Here is a 15,657-nt window from a genome sequence, read left to right as displayed (position 1 = left end):
TCCAGTATCCCGGATGCCGGCGGCCGGGTCGTGCCGCGCCCCGCCGCCGCTCAGCGCACCACAGCCGTGACCGTCGCGAGACGCGCGAGCACTTCCTGACTGATCGAGCCGAGCAGGAACCGGGCGAGCGCGCCGCGGCCGTGCGAGCCCACGACGGCCAGCCGCGCCTGCGCGGCCAGCTCGTTGATGATCTGCGATGGATAGCCACGTTCCACGCGAGGCTCGATCGTGAGGTCGGGGTACTGCGAACGCAGCCCGGCGAGCGAGATCCCGAGCGACTCCTCGGTCAGCCGCGCCAGGTTCTCCAGGTACTCCACGGGGTAGACGCCCATGTTGCGCGGAACCTCCAGCGGCGTCCACACCGACACCGCGATGAGCGGCTCGCGCAGCCGATCGGCCTCGGCGGCCGCGAAGGCCACGGCCTTCTCGCCGGCGGGCGATCCATCCACCCCCACCACGACCCCGGAGCGTCCCGATGTGTCGAGGTCGGGCACCACCACGACAGGGCAGTGCGCGCCCGCCGCGATCCGCAGGCCGTGGGCGCCGCGGGCCGCCTTCGAGCCGGGCCCGCGGTAGTCGCTGCCGACGACGAGCAGCGCGGCGTTCTCGGACGCTTCCAGCAGCCGCGAGACCGGGTTGCCGCGTTCGACCCGCGTGCGCACCTCGATTCCGCCTGCGGCGATGCGGGATGCCTCGCCCTCTGCCCGCGCCTGCGCCTCGGCCAGCGCGGCCTCGACGATCGCTCCCTCGCCCACCGCGCCGGTCGCTCCGCCGACGACGGCGAGCAGCTCGAGCGGCTGGCGCCTCTCGGCCGCTCGCTGCGCGGCCCAGTCGACCGCTCGGCGCGTGACCGCGGCATCCGTGATTCCGACGACGATCGCTTCACCCACGATGACTCCTCTCGGATGCCCTCAGGCTAGCCCGTGCCCGCCCGCGGCCGCAGGCAGGAGGGCCGTGACAAAGGCCGACGGCGCCCTCGGTGCACACCTCACGACGCAGAAGGGGCCGGTCTTGTCACCTCCGCGTCTGGAGGCGACAAGACGGGCCCATTCGAGATGCGATGGTGCGCTGTCGCGGGAGCTACAGCGCCAGGCGGTCGCGCACCACGTCGGCGAGCTCGTCGGCGTGCCGCCGAGCCTCGTCTTCGGAGGCGGCCTCGACCATCACGCGCACGAGCTGCTCGGTGCCCGACGGGCGCAGCAGCACCCGGCCCGAGACGCCGAGCGCCGCGGTGGCGCGGGCGACGGCATCCTGAACCACCTCGTCAGTTCCGGCGAGCGTGCGGTCCACGCCCTTCACGTTCACGAGCACCTGCGGATACACGGTCATGATCGAGGCGAGCTCGCTCAGCGACTTGCCCGTGCGCGCCATCTCGGCCACGAGGTGCAGGCCGGTCAGCAGCCCGTCACCGGTCGTCGCGTAGTCGCTCATGATGACGTGACCGGACTGCTCGCCGCCGAGCGAGAAGCCGCCCTCGTTCATGCGCTCGAGCACGTACCGGTCGCCGACGGCGGTCGTCTCGACGTGGATGCCATGGGCGGTCATGGCGCGGTGCAGACCGAGGTTGCTCATGACGGTCGCGACGAGCGTGTCGTCCTTCAGCCGGCCGCGGGACTTCATCGACACGGCGAGGATCGCCATGATCTGGTCGCCGTCGACGACCTTGCCGTCGGCATCGATCGCGAGGCACCGGTCGGCATCGCCGTCGTGCGCGATGCCCACGTCGGCGCCGGCATCCACCACCGCGCGAGCGAGCACGTCGAGGTGCGTCGAGCCCACGCCGTCGTTGATGTTGAGACCGTCAGGATCGGCGCCGATGACGGTGACCCGGGCGCCCGCGTCGCGGAAGGTCTCAGGAGACACGCCGGATGCCGCGCCGTGCGCGCAGTCGATCACGACGTGGAGGCCGTCCAGCCGATGCGGCAGCGAGCCGAGCAGGTGCACGACGTAGCGGTCCTCGGCGTCCGCGAAGCGGCGGATGCGTCCGACCGCGGCACCCGTCGGCAGGAGCTTGTCGCCCGCCATGGCGGACTCGATGCGCTCCTCGACGACGTCGGGCAGCTTCACCCCGCCTCGCGCGAAGATCTTGATGCCGTTGTCGGGAGCGGGATTGTGGGATGCCGACACCATCACGCCGAAGTCGGCGTCGATGTCGGCGATCAGGAACGCCGCAGCGGGAGTGGGCAGCACGCCGGCGTCGAAGACGTCGACGCCGGACGAGGCGAGACCGGCCTCGACCGCGGCGGACAGGAACTCGCCCGACACGCGCGGATCGCGCGCGACGACGGCGGTGAGACGCTTGCCGGCGGCGCGACGTGCCTCGGCAGAACGGCCCTGGCCCAGGACGACAGCGGTCGCCTGGGCCAGGGACAGTGCGAGATCGGCAGTGAGGGGGCCGTTGGCCAGCCCCCTCACGCCATCCGTGCCAAAGATCGGCATGCGGAGGTGAAGCCGATCAGCGCTTCGAGTACTGCGGCGCCTTGCGGGCCTTCTTGAGACCGGCCTTCTTGCGCTCGATGACGCGGGCGTCGCGCGAGAGGAAGCCGGCCTTCTTGAGGGTCGGGCGGTTGTTCTCGACGTCGATCTCGTTCAGCGCACGGGCGATGCCCAGGCGCAGCGCGCCGGCCTGGCCCGAGGGGCCACCACCCGAGATGCGGACGATGACGTCGTACGCGCCGTTGAGGTTCAGCACCGTGAAGGGGTCGGTGATCAGCTGCTGGTGGAGCTTGTTCGGGAAGTAGTCCTCGAACGCGCGGCCGTTGACCGTGATCGTGCCGGAGCCGGGGATGACGCGCACGCGGGCGATGGCCTGCTTGCGACGACCTACGGCCGAGCCCGAGACCGAGAGCACGGGGCGCTCGGCCGCGACGACGGTCTCGTCGACCGCGGTCTCGGTGGAGTAGCTGGTGGGGGTTTCTTCGATGTTCGCCATCAGTGTGTCCTGTTCTGTGCGGCGCTTACTGGGCGACCTGGTCGAAAACGTACGCGGTGGGCTTCTGGGCCGCGTGCGGGTGCTCGGCGCCCGCGTAGACCTTCAGCTTCGACAGCTGGTTCGCGCCGAGGGTGTTCTTCGGGAGCATGCCGCGGACGGCCTTCTCGACCGCACGCACGGGGTTCTTCTCGAGGAGCTCGGCGTAGGTGACAGCCTTGAGGCCGCCCGGGTAGCCCGAGTGACGGTAGGCCTTCTTCTGCTGGAGCTTCTGGCCGGTCAGCGCGACCTTGTCGGCGTTGATGATGATGACGAAGTCGCCCTGGTCGACGTGGGGGGCGAAGGTCGGCTTGTGCTTGCCGCGGAGGAGGGCGGCGGCGTGCGAGGCGAGACGGCCGAGGACGACGTCGGTCGCGTCGATGACCAGCCACTCGCGCTGGGCTTCGCCAGCCTTGGGGGTGTAAGTGCGCGTCACAGTAGTGCTGCTTTCTTGATTCGAACGGAGAGGTTCGTGAATCCCACTCCGGGGTGGTTCGGTCTCTCGAAGAGAGACGAACACGCCAGTGGAGGGCTCACGTTCGTGATGCCGGGTCAGCTGAGCCGGACACCAAAGATCAATAGTACGACACGCGGGAGGCTTCGGCCAAATGCCCTGCCTCACGCACTATGCGCGCGTTCCTCGCTACGGTGGACGCGAGACCGTCCGGACCGCGACGGCCGAGCGAAGGAGTAGCGCATGCCCAACCGCCCCCTCGGCGTCACCATCGTCGCGATCATCGCCTGGCTGTCGGGCTTCTTTCAGATCATCGGATCGATCTTCGCGATCATCGCGGGCCTGTTCATCACGTGGCCCGCGATCCTCGGCTGGCTGAGCCTCATCGTCGGGATCATCACGCTCGCCGTCGGCGTCGGCCTCTGGCGCGGCCGCCCGACCGCCCGCACGGTCGCGGCCATCGTCTTCACGGTCACGATCATCCTCGAGGCGATCGGCCTCTTCTCGGGTGAGAGCTTCTGGACGGTGCTGTGGGGCGCGCTCCTTCCGATCATCGGTCTGATCCTGCTCTACACGCGCGACGCGCGGGCCTACTTCGGCTCCTGACGGCGGCATCCCCCGCTCCGCGTCGGCGCCCGGCGCTATCGTGACCGCCATGTCGCACATCGCCGTCTCCACATCGCCCGAGCGCACCTACCGGTACCTGCGCATCGGCGTCGCGGGCACCGTCGTGGCGATCTTCGTCGCCGTCGCGCAGGCCGCCGCGACGTACGGCTGGCTCACCTCGATCAGCGACTACTTCTACACGCCCGCGCGCGATGTGTTCGTCGGCGCCCTGGTGGCGGCATCCCTCGCTCTGTTCGCCCTCTCGGGGCGCGGACTCGAGCGAGCGCTGCTCGACGCCGCCGCACTGTTCGCCCCGCTCATCGCGCTCGTGCCGACCACGCTCGCGCCGGGCTCGGTGCCCGGTGTCGTCGTGGAATGCCCCGGCGAGACGCGGTGCTTCCCTGCCGCGTTCGAGGCGGACGCCGCGAACGGCGTCACCGTGTACCTCGTCCTCGGCGGGCTGGCGGTGCTGGTGGCGCTGCTGCTCGCCCTGCTGCGTCAGGTGTCGCTCGCGGCGGTGTGGCCGTCGTTGCTCATCACGGTCGTCGTGCTCGCCACGGTCGGGCTGACGTGGGCCCTCGCCCACGACCTCTTCCTTCAGCACGCGCACTTCATCGCGACCACCGCGTTCTTCGCGCTGTTCGCGGCCGCGGCGGTGCGCAGCGCCTTTCCGCGGAGTGGCCCGCAGCCGACGCCGGTCTTCCGCGCGCTCTACATCGCCATCGCGGCAGGCCTGATCGTGCTGCTCGTGGCCTATGCGATCCTGCTGCCGCAGACGGGGGCGGCGGGCGTCCCTATCGTGCTCATCGTCGAGATCGCGGCGCTCGTGCTGTTCTTCGCGTTCTGGGTGGTGCAGGGCATCGAGAAGTGGCCCGATCCCGACCCGTCCCTCATCGCCGGGTGAGGGATGCCGGCGGCCGCGGCATCCTCCGGCACGACGTCACGCCGCGCCGGATTCGATGTCGGCGACCTCGACGGTGCGTCGCACCCCCGTCGCGGGTCGCGCCGTCACGAGGATCGGCAGGTGGTCGCTGAGTCCCTGCGGCAGCGTCCGCACGCGGTCGATCTCGAAGCCCACCGAGGTGGCGAAGTCGTAGTGGCCGCGGAAGAACCGGTACCGCGTGTACGTGCGCGAGTCGCTGAGGTTCAGCTCGTACCCCTGGTCGCGCACGTGCTGCCCGAGCCGCTCTTTGAACACCGGGTAGTTGTAGTCGCCCACCATGATCGCCGGCACGCCCTCGCCGAGCTGCTGCAGCTCGGCGAGCGCCGTGCGGATCTGGTGGCGCCGCAGCGAGTTGAGCGCCGTGAGCGGGGCCGCGTGGAACGACGCAACGATGATGTCGTGGTTCTCGTCGATGTCGTGCAGGCGCACCCCGAGCAGGCGCTCCTCAGCGGGCTTGAGCACGCGGTCGTGCAGCGACTTCTTGAGCGCGAGCGCGCGCACGTCGACGGCGCGGTAGGTGTTCTCGCGGTAGTAGACCGCGAGGCCGAGCCGGTTGCGCTGCGTCGAGTCGGCCAGGCGAAGACCTGCGATCTCGTCGGGGATGTCGGTGGTGTCGGCTTCCTGCAGGCACAGCGCGTCGGCTCCGTAGCGCTCGACGAGGTGGGTGAGCTCCCCCGCCGCGCGATGCTTGCGCAGGTTGTACGAGATGACCTTCATGACGGGGCCAGCCTATGCCGAAGGCCTTGCCGGCGGGTGTCCTCCCGGCATCCGCATCCTGACCTCACAGCGGAATATCCGCAATGCGATGTACGAAACCGGGATGCCGCGCCTCTTGGTAGTCGTCACACCGAACCTGGAGGACCCCATGTCGGCAGCATCCACCGGAATCCTCCGGACCGAACTCGACACCGCCGTCGCCGCAAGCCGCGCGGACCGCGAAGCCGCGGAACGCGAACTGTCTCGCAGCCGCGCCGCACGCTCGCGGGCGGCCGATGCGCTGGAGCTCTCGGCGCGGCGCGCGGGCTGCGACGAGCACGAACGCGCGCAGCTGCGTCTCGCGTACGTCGCGGCCGACCGCGTGGTCGCCGAGAGTCAGGCGGCGCTGAATCGGGCGCGTGAGCTCGAGAACGCCGTGACCGTCGTCGCCGGCGCGTACGGCGCGGCACCGTCGCTGCGCCCGGTCGCGGCGGCCGTGCTCGAATCGGTCACCCCGGCGCCGGCCGCGCGCGCTAGCCGAGCGCGCGCCGCGCGCGCGTCTGCTCGGCGCGCTGAGCCAGCAGCTCGTCTGCGGGGTACCCGACCTCGGACAGCGTGAGGCCGCGCGCCGCGAGCACCTTCACCTCGGGCACGCGCTCCTGCGCGTCGCGGATGTCGACCACGTCGTCCACGTCGAGGCGGCCCTCGCCGACGGCGACACACGCGCCGACCAGCGCGCGCACCATGCTGTGGCAGAAGGCGTCGGCCTTGACGTTCGCGACCAGCACGCCCGCGGCGTCCCGGTGCCAGTCGAACTCGAGCAGCGTCCGGATGGTCGTCGCCTCGTCGCGCGGCTTGCAGTAGGCCGCGAAGTCGTGGAGTCCGATGAGTGCGCGGGCGGCGGCATCCATCGCGGTCTCGTCCAGCGCGGCGCGCACCGTTGTCGTGCGGTTGCGCTCGAGCGGGTCATAGCCGGTCACCGTGTCGGCGATGCGGTACTCGTACCGGCGCCACACGGCTGAGAACCGCGCGTCGAATCCCTCCGGGGCGAGGCGCGAAGCGGTCACGGCGACGTCCGAGTAGGCGCCGAGCACACCCGTCATCCGTGCGGCGAGCGCGTGCGCGCGGTCCTGGATCGTCTGGGGCGCGGCCGACGGACGGGCGTGGCGCGCCAGCATCCGCTCCTGCTGCTCGTCGTCGAGGTCGACGTGAGCGACCTGATCGCTCGCGTGCACGCCGGCGTCCGTGCGCCCGGCGACGACGAGCCGCGGCGAGCCGCCGACGACGCGGGCCAGCGCGGTCTCGAGGGTCTCTTGCACCGTGCGCAGCCCCGGCTGCCGGGCCCAGCCGCGAAAGTGCGTGCCGTCATAGGCGATGTCGAGCCGGATGCGCACGTCCCCACCTTATTCGGCGAGGCTTCATCGTCGCACCGAGACGGCGTGCGTCAGCAGCGGTCTCGGTGCGACAGTGAAGTCTCGCGCATCCTTCACCCGACGACCGCGCGACCGCGCGGCAGCTGGCGGCCGACGGACTGCAGCGCGGCCGTCGCCTGCCGCGCGCGGTTGTCGCTCTCACGGACCATCTCGCGCGCGACGACGGGATGCGAGCGCACGATGTCGTCCAGCACCGCGACCGGCACCACGAGCACGTCGACCTCGGTGGTCGCGATCGCCCGAGAGATGGTGTGCATGCGTGACAGCGCGGTGAGCCCGACCGGATCGTCGACGCCCAGGACCGCCACCTGCACGAAGCCCTCGTCGTCGGTGGGGATGCCCAGCACGACGGTGCCGCTCAGGATGAAGCGGGTCTCGACCGGGACGACGCCCGGGCGCAGCAGCGACTCGCCGGCGCAGTACCGCTCCAGCCGGGTATGGGCGGCGAGCAGATCGGTGTCGCCCGGTGCGAGGCTCAGCGCGGGTGCGATCTGGCGGAGCGCATCCTGCAGCCGGGCGGGCGTGCGCCACTCGTCGGTGAGATCGCCGTCGAGGTGCAGGTCGGCGCGGCGGGCGGCGTACCAGAGACGGGTCGCGAACGCGTCGCAGACGGCGTCCCGGTCGCCGGGGGTGCGCAGCGGGATCGCGACCGCGTACCGCGAGCCGCCGAGGGTCGTCGCCGTCGGTTCGGGACCGGCGGCGATGAGCGGGATGTCGCGCGCCACGGTCACGAGCAGCTCGCGGACGCGCCCCGGGGGATCGTCCGAGCCGAACTCGAACTCCATGGTCGCCGCATACGGCTCCGGATTGCGCGACAGATTGGTGAACGTGCCGCCGGCGAGCTCCGCCGTCGGCACCACGATCGTGCCGTTGCCGGTCTCCAGGTGCACCGCCCGCCAGTTGACCTCGACGATCTGCCCGCGGGTGCTTCCCATCTCGATCCAGTCGCCCAGCTCGAACGGCGCCTCGAACACGAGGAACAGTCCCGACACGATCGAGCCGACCGCGTTCTGCAGCGCCAGGCCCACCACGATCGAGGTGATGCCGAGGGCCGCGAACACGCCCGCGACGTCGGCATCCCACACCCACCAGAACACCGCGGCGATGCCGAGGACGATGAAGACGAACCGGATGAGATCGCTGAAGATCGTCGGGAACCGGTCGCGCCACGACCCCTTCTCGGCGCGGTGGAACACGAGGTGGTTCACCGCATTGATCGTCACGACGATCACCAGCAGGCCGAAGATCGTCCAGACGACCTTGGGCCACGTGCCCGACCCCTCCCACGCCCCGGGCTGGCTGAGAAGCACCAGGATGCCCGCCACGGGCACGACGTAGTTGCGCACCATCGCGACGATCGGCGCCGCCCTGCTGCCCCGGCGCACGAGGGCGTTGTACAGCTCCGTCAGCCCGATGAGCGCGAGCGGAAGCCCCACCGACACGATGACGGCGGGCCAGAACCACGGCTGCTGCACGATGTCGGACATGGATGCCTCACGCCTCCGTCGTGACGCCCGTCGGCGTGTCGGCGGGCGCGGGGCCGGCCGGCCCCGGAGCCGAGGGCGGCACCGGCACAGGGACCGGCGTCTCGACCTTCCACACGCGCTGCCCGCCGCTCTGCGTCTCGATCTCGCCCGCCGGCCGCACCGGGATCGAGTCGGGCAGCCGGTCGGCGACCCGCTGCGTGATGTAGATGCCCGGTTCGTCGGAGTCGCCCTGCACGCGGAACGCCAGATTGACGGCATCCCCCCACATGTCGTAGACGACCCGCGCTCGGCCGATCAGTCCGCTCGTGACCTTGCCCGAGTCGAGACCCGCGCGCAGCGTCAGTTGCACCCCCTGCTGCGCCGAGTAGCGGTCGAGGATCGTGTCGAGCTCGCGGGCGAACTCCACCGCGCGCCGCGCGTTGTCGACCCGGGGCGTGGCCAGGCCGCAGCTGGCCAGATAGCTCTGCCGCGTGGTGCGCACGCGCTCCACGCCGTGGCGCTCGGCGGCCTCGTCGAACGAGCGCACCAGATCGTTCAGGCGCGCGATCGCCTCGTCCGACGACAGCGACATCGCGAGCGCCTCGAACCCGACGATATCGGCGAACACGACGGTGACGTCGTCGCTGTCCTGCGTGATGGATGCCTCTTCCCCGGGCTTGTACCGGCTCGCCATGCCTTCGGGCATGAACGACAGGATGAGCTCTTCGTTCTCGCGCTCCTGCTCGGCGATGAGCTGCGACTTCACCTGCAGACTGCGGCTCATGTCGTTGAAGGCATTGGCGACATCGGCGAGCTCGTCGCTCGATCCGGCGTCGACCAGCACCCCCTCTTCGCCCACGGCGATCCGCTGAGCGGCGGTTTTCAGGCGTCGCAGCGGACGCACGAAGACCTGCGCGAGCACGAGCGAGAGGAGGCAGACGAAGATGATCATGCCGGCGGTCGACAGGATGAGGTTGCGGGTGAAGTCCTCGACCGGCACCATCGCCTCGGCCTCGGTCTGCTGTGCGACGATCACCCAGTCCAGGCCGTCGATGTCGAGCGGCGCGAACGCAGTGAGGCTGTCGCGGCCGAGATAGTCGGTCTGCAGCAGCGTGCCGCTGTCGCCGGCGAACGCGCGCGTGACGGCATCCCCTCCGATCGACTGGTGCAGCAGCGTGTTGCCGTTCTGAACGCTCAGCTGCGCGGCGGCGGGCGCGAGGCCGGCGGCGACCGCGGCCTTCTGGTAGGCGTCGGGGTCGTCCTGCAGCGCACGCGAGACGGAGCGCATGTACCCGTCCTCGCCGACGAGGTACGTCTCGCCCGTCGCACCCAGCCCGTTGAGCGCGAACTGCCCCTGCGCCGTCATCACGTCGTTGATGCGGTCGATCGGCAGCTCGACGGCGAGCGCGCCGATCACCTCGCCGCCGTCGGCGATCGGCGTCACGGCCCAGCCCGCAGGGTTGCCGAGGCTCGGGTTGTACGCCGCGAAGTCGGCGATCACGACGTTGCCGACGATGTTGCGCGCCATCGCCTCGCGATACGCGCCGGCGAGGTTCGACAGCCGGTACGGGCCGTCGAAGAGGTTCGTGCCGAGATCGACCCCTTTGTACGCGGTGTAGACGACGTCGCCCTGCGTGTCGATGAGCAGCACGTCCTCGAAGTCCTGCAGCTGCGTCATCGCGCGGAAGTACGGGTGGTACTCACGGTGCGCCTGCGTCCACGCGCTGCCGTCGTCGGCGCCGTCGTTGCGGATCGCGTCGGCCCAGTCGTCATAGGGCGTGACGTAGTGGTACTGCAGATACCGCTGGGCGTTGGTGTGCGGTGCGAAGCTCGCGCCGTCGACGCTCTCGCCCGTCGCATCGCCGAGCTGCGCGGCGAACACCTCGCGGTAGTACTCGTCCACCGCGGTGGATGCCGTCCCGTCGAGCTGCACCCCCTGCAGCTGCGCGTAGCCGTCGGCGAACGCGCGCACCGCCTGCTTGCTGGTGTCGCCCAAGGCCGCCAGACGCACCGCGCTCTCGATGCCGTCGAACAGCTGCGTGACCTCGCGGCTGCGGTTCTCGCGGATCTCGACGAGCCGTTCGTACGCGATGCCCTTCAGCGCCTGCGTGCCGTTGACGTACCCGATGATGCCGACGACGATGCTCGACAGCACGCTGACCGACAGCAGCATGATGAGCAGGATCGAGTAGATCGACAGCCCGCTCCGCGAGCGGGCGCGCGGCGCACCCACCCACCGCGTCACCGGCTCGGCGCGCACGGCGGAGTCGTCCGTCGCCCCAGTTGCGGACACGCTCTCTCCCTTCGCGCGCCCTGTGTGCCGCGCGTTCCCTCACGCGCGTCCCCAGCGGCCCCCGGCATCCCCATTCCGCCGAGGTTGGCCCCACCTTAGCGCTCGGCCCCTTTCGGGCATAGAGGCGGGCGGCGGCGGCCTGATACGCGTAGACCGGCGACGTAGACTTGACGTTTCCCCCTCTTCCCGTCCCGCACGGAATCCATGACGTCGACTGCGCCCTCTCCCCTGCCGCCCGCCCGCCTCGCTGGGCTCGACGGCCTGCGCGCGATCGCGGTGATCCTCGTCGTCGCGTATCACCTGTTCCCGCCTGCCGTCCTTCCGGGCGGGTTCATCGGCGTCGACGTGTTCTTCGTCATCAGCGGGTTCCTGATCACGAGCCTCCTGCTGCGCGAGCGCGCGGCGACGGGCGCGGTGGCGCTCGGCCGCTTCTGGCAGCGACGCGCCCGACGGCTGCTGCCCGCGCTCGCGGTCGTCGTCGCGGTCTGCTCGACGCTCGCCTGGATCGTCGGCGGCGACGTGCTGGTGCGACTGGACGCCCAGGTGCTCGGTGCCGCGACGTTCAGCTTCAACTGGGTCTCGCTCGCAGGCGGCGGCGGGTATTTCTCGGCCGCGGCGCCGGAGCTGTTCCGCAACTTCTGGTCGCTGGCGGTCGAAGAGCAGTTCTACCTGCTGTGGCCGGTCGTGTTCCCGCTGTTCCTGCTGCTCCCCCGCGCCTGGGCGCGCGCTGCCGCGGCCTTCGCCCTGGCACTCGCCTCGGCGGTGTGGATGGGCGCGGTGATCGCCCAGGGCGGCGACCTCACGCGGGCGTACTTCGGCACCGACACGCACGCGTCCGGCCTGCTGCTGGGCGTGGGCCTCGCGTTCCTGCTCGCGCCGCTGCTGGGCGCCCCGCGTTCGTCGACGACGCACGTTCTCGCCGAGACCGCACCTCGTCAGCGCCAGGAGCATGCGTTGTCGGCGAGGACGCACGTTCTCGACGACGAGGTCTCGTCGATGGTCCCCAGATCCCTTCCAGGCGCCGCCGGCGCGTCGTCCGGAGCCTCGGGGCACGCGGATCCCGCCGCTTCCCGGCCCCAGTGGACGCAGACAGTGGTCGCGCGCCGGGTCGTCGACATCGCCGGGGTGGCGGCGCTCGGGGGCATCGTCGTGCTGGCGTCGCTGCCCTGGGCGGGGTCGACCGCCGCCTTCCCCGGAGCTCTGCTCGCCGCGAGCGTGCTGACCGCCGTGGCCATCACCGCCGGGGTGTGGCCGGGCGGCCGGTTCGGGCGCGCCATCGATCTCGCCCCGCTGCGCTGGGTGGGCGACCGCTCTTACGGCATCTACCTGTGGCACTGGCCGTTGCTGGTGCTGACGATGGCGACGGTGCAGGGATCGACGACGACAGCCGTCGTGCCCGTGCCGGTCGGCCTCGGGGTGCTCGCACTGACGCTTGCGGCATCCACTCTCTCGCACCGGTTCATCGAGACGCCCGTGCGCCGGCGCGGGTTCCGTGCGTCGCTGCGCGCACTGTGGCGCCGTCTTCAGGGCGGACCCCGCGCGCGTCTGCGTGTGCTCGGCGCCGCCCTCGCAGCAGTGCTCGTCCTCGCCGGCACGGGCGCCGCCCTGGCTGCGGCGCCTGAGGAGTCGAGCGCTGAAGCCGCCGTCGACGCCGGGCGCCGCGCCCTGGCGCACGCGCGCGTCTCACCTGCGATCACGCCGACGCCGATCGCCGCTCCTGCCGACGGAAGCGTGTCGGGCGATGAGATCAGCGCGATCGGCGACTCGGTCATGCTCGCCTCCGCCGGCGGGCTCATGGAACGCCTGCCCGGGATCGAGGTCGACGCCGAGGTGTCGCGCCCGATGCGTGCCGGACCAGGCATCGTCGACCGTCTGCTCGCGGATGGACGCCTGCGGCCCTACGTGGTGATCGCCCTCGGCACGAACGGTCCGGTCGACCACGACGCGCTGGCGCGCATCGCACACGACCTGGGACCGGATCGCGGGCTGGTGCTCGTCAACGCCTTCGCCCCGCGCGACTGGATCCCCGGCGTCAACGCCGACCTGCAGGCCTTCGCCGCCGCGCGCCCGAACGTCGTCGTCGCCGACTGGGCCGGCGCCATCGCCGCCCACGAGGATCTGCTCGCCGGCGACCGCATCCACCCCGGTGAGGCCGGCGGCCGCATCTTCGCGGACACCGTCGCCGACGCAGTGGACCGGCTCGCCGAAGCGCGCCGGGAACACGCCGAGCTCTTCATCCGCCTGCAGCACGCACGCCTCGACCCGACCCGGTAGCAGACCTCGCGGCGGCCCACGCAAACCCCTGATCCACCGTCACTTCTCGCGGCTTCGCGGGGTCGATCCGACCGAAAGCGCCTGCGGAAGCGGGGCGCAGCTGCGCGCTCCCCCGCACGCTCCACAGCCACTTTTCGCGCGCCGTGCAGGCCGTTCGCGACCGAATGTGACTGCGGAGCAGATCTCGTCGGCGGCTCCGCGGTCACCACGCGCTCGTGATCGTGAGGGGATGCCGCAGAACGCGACTGCGGAGCAGAGTCATGGGCCGCCGGCATCCCCACCCGAAACGCAGCGAGACCCGCCACCCTGACGGGTGACGGGTCTCGCGGTGCAAGGGTGCCGGGCGCGAAGCCCGGCGAGCCGATTACTCGGACTTCTCCTCGGCGGGGGCCTCGACGGCCTCCTCGGCAGCGGCCTCGGCGGCAGCGCCCTCGTCCTGCGACTCGGCGCCGGCCTCGGCGGCCTCGTCGGCAGGAGCCTCCTCAGCGGCGGCCTCCTCGACCGGAGCCTCGGCGGCCGGGGCCTCCTCGGCGGCCGGAGCCGCCTCAGCCTTGGCGGCAGCGGCCTTCTTCGCCGACGGCTTCTTGGTCACGGGCTCGAGGACGAGCTCGATGACCGCCATGGGGGCGTTGTCGCCCTTGCGGTTGCCGACCTTCGTGATGCGGGTGTAGCCGCCCTCACGGTCCGCGACCAGCGGCGCGATCTCGGTGAACAGGACGTGCACGACTTCCTTGTCACCGATGACCGACAGCACGCGACGACGCGCGTGCAGGTCGCCGCGCTTGGCGAACGTGATCAGGCGCTCGGCGAGCGGACGCAGGCGCTTGGCCTTGGTCTCGGTCGTCTTGATCGACTTGTGCGTGAACAGCGCAGCGGCAAGGTTCGCAAGCAGCAGACGCTCGTGGGCGGGGCCGCCTCCGAGGCGGGGACCCTTCGTGGGCTTGGGCATTCTCAGTTACTCCAGTGTGAAAAGTCGATCAGGGGATCAGACGGTCTCGTCGTCGTATCCGCCGTAGAAGTGCGCGCCGTCGAACCCGGGGACCGAGTCCTTCAGCGACAGACCGAGCGAGATGAGCTTGTCGCGCACCTCGTCGACCGACTTCTGACCGAAGTTGCGGATGTTCATGAGCTGCGTCTCCGACAGGGCGACGAGCTCCGACACGGTGTTGATGCCCTCGCGCTTGAGGCAGTTGTACGAGCGGACCGACAGGTCGAGGTCCTCGATCGGCATCGACAGCTCGTTCGACAGGACGGTCTCGACCGGCGCGGGGCCGATCTCGATGCCCTCGGCCTCGACGTTGAGCTCGCGGGCCAGGCCGAAGAGCTCCGTCAGCGTACGACCGGCCGACGCGACGGCGTCGCGCGGGGTGATCGAGGGCTTCGTCTCGACGTCCAGCACGAGCTTGTCGAAGTCGGTGCGCTCGCCCGCACGCGTCGCGTCGACGCGGTACGAGACCTTGAGCACCGGCGAGTAGATCGAGTCGACCGGGATCTGGCCGGCCTCGGCGTACTCGTTGCGGTTCTGCGTCGCCGACACGTAGCCGCGGCCGCGCTCGATGGTGAGCTCGAGCTCGAACTTCGCGGTGTCGTTGAGCGTCGCGATGACGAGCTCGGGGTTGTGCACCTCGACACCGGCCGGAGCCGAGATGTCGGCTGCGGTGACCTCACCGGCGCCGGTCTTGCGCAGGTACGCGGTGATGGGCTCGTCGCGCTCGCTGGAGACGACCAGCTGCTTGATGTTGAGGATGATCTCGGTGACATCCTCCTTGACACCCGGGATGGTGCTGAACTCGTGGAGGACGCCGTCGATGCGGATCGACGTCACGGCCGCGCCGGGGATCGACGACAGGAGGCTGCGACGCAGTGCGTTGCCGATCGTGTAGCCGAAGCCAGGCTCCAGCGGCTCGACGACGAAACGGCTGCGGAACTCCCCGATCTTCTCCTCGGTCAGAGTGGGACGCTGTGCGATGAGCACTATGTGTTCCTTTCGATCACGTGCCCGCTATATGACACGTGCGGTGAGTGAGGTGTTGAGTTTTGATCGGGATGCCTGAGGCACAGGCATCCGTAAGCGTGTGCAGCCGGGGCACCATGACGGTGCCCCGGCTCCGAGATGTCAGACGCGGCGACGCTTGGGCGGACGGCAGCCGTTGTGGGCCTGCGGCGTCACGTCCTGGATGGAGCCGACCTCGAGGCCGGCGGCCGTCAGCGAGCGGATCGCGGTCTCGCGGCCCGAGCCCGGGCCCTTGACGAAGACGTCGACCTTCTTGACGCCGTGCTCCTGCGCCTGGCGGGCAGCGGACTCCGCGGCCATGCCGGCGGCGTACGGCGTCGACTTGCGCGAGCCCTTGAAGCCCACGCCACCCGACGACGCCCAGCTGATGACGGCGCCCGACGGGTCGGTGATCGAGACGATCGTGTTGTTGAACGTCGACTTGATGTGGGCCTGGCCCAGCGCGATGTTCTTCTTCTCCTTGCGGCGCGGCTTGCGCGCGGCGGACTTGGCCTGTGCCATTGCTTTGCT

At 70.7% G+C, this 15,657-nt stretch carries 15 protein-coding genes; 4 read left to right on the top strand and 11 right to left on the bottom strand.

Annotated features, from left to right (window positions below):
* Nucleotides 1-50: 50 nt before the first annotated feature.
* From IF188_RS12935 to rplM, 4 genes are all read right to left on the bottom strand, one after another.
* Nucleotides 51-890 (bottom strand): universal stress protein, encoded by an 840-nt coding sequence (locus IF188_RS12935; RefSeq protein ID WP_191172217.1) that lies wholly within the window; start codon nucleotides 888-890, stop codon nucleotides 51-53.
* A 190-nt stretch (nucleotides 891-1,080) separates the two neighbouring features.
* A complete protein-coding gene (gene glmM / locus IF188_RS12930; protein ID WP_191172216.1) occupies nucleotides 1,081-2,439 on the bottom strand; it encodes a phosphoglucosamine mutase in 1,359 nt (452 codons plus the stop codon).
* Between the two features lie 16 nt (nucleotides 2,440-2,455).
* Nucleotides 2,456-2,932: a 30S ribosomal protein S9 gene (gene rpsI / locus IF188_RS12925; protein ID WP_191172215.1), complete on the bottom strand. Its 477-nt coding sequence runs from the start codon at nucleotides 2,930-2,932 to the stop codon at nucleotides 2,456-2,458.
* Nucleotides 2,933-2,957: 25 nt separating this feature from the next.
* Nucleotides 2,958-3,404: a 50S ribosomal protein L13 gene (gene rplM, locus IF188_RS12920; protein WP_191172214.1), complete on the bottom strand. Its 447-nt coding sequence runs from the start codon at nucleotides 3,402-3,404 to the stop codon at nucleotides 2,958-2,960.
* 261 nt (nucleotides 3,405-3,665) lie between these two features.
* On the opposite strand from rplM, the gene IF188_RS12915 reads away from it, so the two are divergent.
* Together IF188_RS12915 and IF188_RS12910 are read left to right on the top strand one after the other, a co-directional pair.
* The gene (locus tag IF188_RS12915; protein WP_191172213.1) at nucleotides 3,666-4,028 is read left to right on the top strand and encodes a hypothetical protein; all 363 of its coding nucleotides are present in this window, start codon (nucleotides 3,666-3,668) and stop codon (nucleotides 4,026-4,028) included.
* A gap of 49 nt (nucleotides 4,029-4,077) precedes the next feature.
* A complete protein-coding gene (locus tag IF188_RS12910; protein WP_191172212.1) occupies nucleotides 4,078-4,932 on the top strand; it encodes a hypothetical protein in 855 nt (284 codons plus the stop codon).
* Nucleotides 4,933-4,968: 36 nt separating this feature from the next.
* On the opposite strand, the gene IF188_RS12905 is transcribed toward IF188_RS12910, so the two are convergent.
* On the bottom strand, nucleotides 4,969-5,688 hold the full coding sequence (locus IF188_RS12905; RefSeq protein ID WP_191172211.1) for an endonuclease/exonuclease/phosphatase family protein: 720 nt from the start codon (nucleotides 5,686-5,688) through the stop codon (nucleotides 4,969-4,971).
* Between IF188_RS12905 and IF188_RS12900 the strand changes: the two genes are divergently transcribed.
* Complete coding sequence (locus IF188_RS12900) at nucleotides 5,678-6,286, top strand: hypothetical protein (RefSeq protein WP_191172210.1); 609 nt, start codon at nucleotides 5,678-5,680, stop codon at nucleotides 6,284-6,286. The two genes, IF188_RS12905 and IF188_RS12900, sit on opposite strands and share 11 nt — an antisense overlap.
* Here the strand turns inward: IF188_RS12900 and truA are convergent.
* From truA to IF188_RS20580, 3 genes are all read right to left on the bottom strand, one after another.
* Entirely contained in the window at nucleotides 6,201-7,061 is an 861-nt protein-coding gene (gene truA / locus IF188_RS12895; RefSeq protein ID WP_191172209.1) for a tRNA pseudouridine(38-40) synthase TruA, read from the bottom strand. The two genes, IF188_RS12900 and truA, sit on opposite strands and share 86 nt — an antisense overlap.
* A 92-nt stretch (nucleotides 7,062-7,153) precedes the next feature.
* Complete coding sequence (locus tag IF188_RS12890; protein WP_191172208.1) at nucleotides 7,154-8,587, bottom strand: mechanosensitive ion channel domain-containing protein; 1,434 nt, start codon at nucleotides 8,585-8,587, stop codon at nucleotides 7,154-7,156.
* A 7-nt stretch (nucleotides 8,588-8,594) separates the two neighbouring features.
* Nucleotides 8,595-10,859: an adenylate/guanylate cyclase domain-containing protein gene (locus IF188_RS20580; protein ID WP_191172207.1), complete on the bottom strand. Its 2,265-nt coding sequence runs from the start codon at nucleotides 10,857-10,859 to the stop codon at nucleotides 8,595-8,597.
* Between the two features lie 204 nt (nucleotides 10,860-11,063).
* On the opposite strand from IF188_RS20580, the gene IF188_RS12880 reads away from it, so the two are divergent.
* Entirely contained in the window at nucleotides 11,064-13,133 is a 2,070-nt protein-coding gene (locus tag IF188_RS12880) for an acyltransferase family protein (RefSeq protein ID WP_191172206.1), read from the top strand.
* Between the two features lie 364 nt (nucleotides 13,134-13,497).
* Here IF188_RS12880 and rplQ read toward each other — a convergent pair whose 3' ends face one another.
* The 3 genes from rplQ to rpsK all read right to left on the bottom strand — a co-directional run bounded on the left by rplQ (nucleotide 13,498) and on the right by rpsK (nucleotide 15,648).
* Entirely contained in the window at nucleotides 13,498-14,082 is a 585-nt protein-coding gene (gene rplQ, locus IF188_RS12875; RefSeq protein WP_191172205.1) for a 50S ribosomal protein L17, read from the bottom strand.
* A 36-nt stretch (nucleotides 14,083-14,118) separates the two neighbouring features.
* Nucleotides 14,119-15,108, bottom strand: a complete 990-nt coding sequence (locus IF188_RS12870; RefSeq protein ID WP_018171471.1) for a DNA-directed RNA polymerase subunit alpha — start codon at nucleotides 15,106-15,108, stop codon at nucleotides 14,119-14,121.
* A 141-nt stretch (nucleotides 15,109-15,249) separates the two neighbouring features.
* A complete protein-coding gene (rpsK, locus tag IF188_RS12865; protein ID WP_018171470.1) occupies nucleotides 15,250-15,648 on the bottom strand; it encodes a 30S ribosomal protein S11 in 399 nt (132 codons plus the stop codon).
* Between the last annotated feature and the right edge of the window lie 9 nt (nucleotides 15,649-15,657).

Source organism: Microbacterium helvum (assembly GCF_014779795.1).
Taxonomy (GTDB): domain Bacteria; phylum Actinomycetota; class Actinomycetes; order Actinomycetales; family Microbacteriaceae; genus Microbacterium; species Microbacterium helvum.
This window is presented reverse-complemented; position numbering and strand designations above follow the sequence as displayed.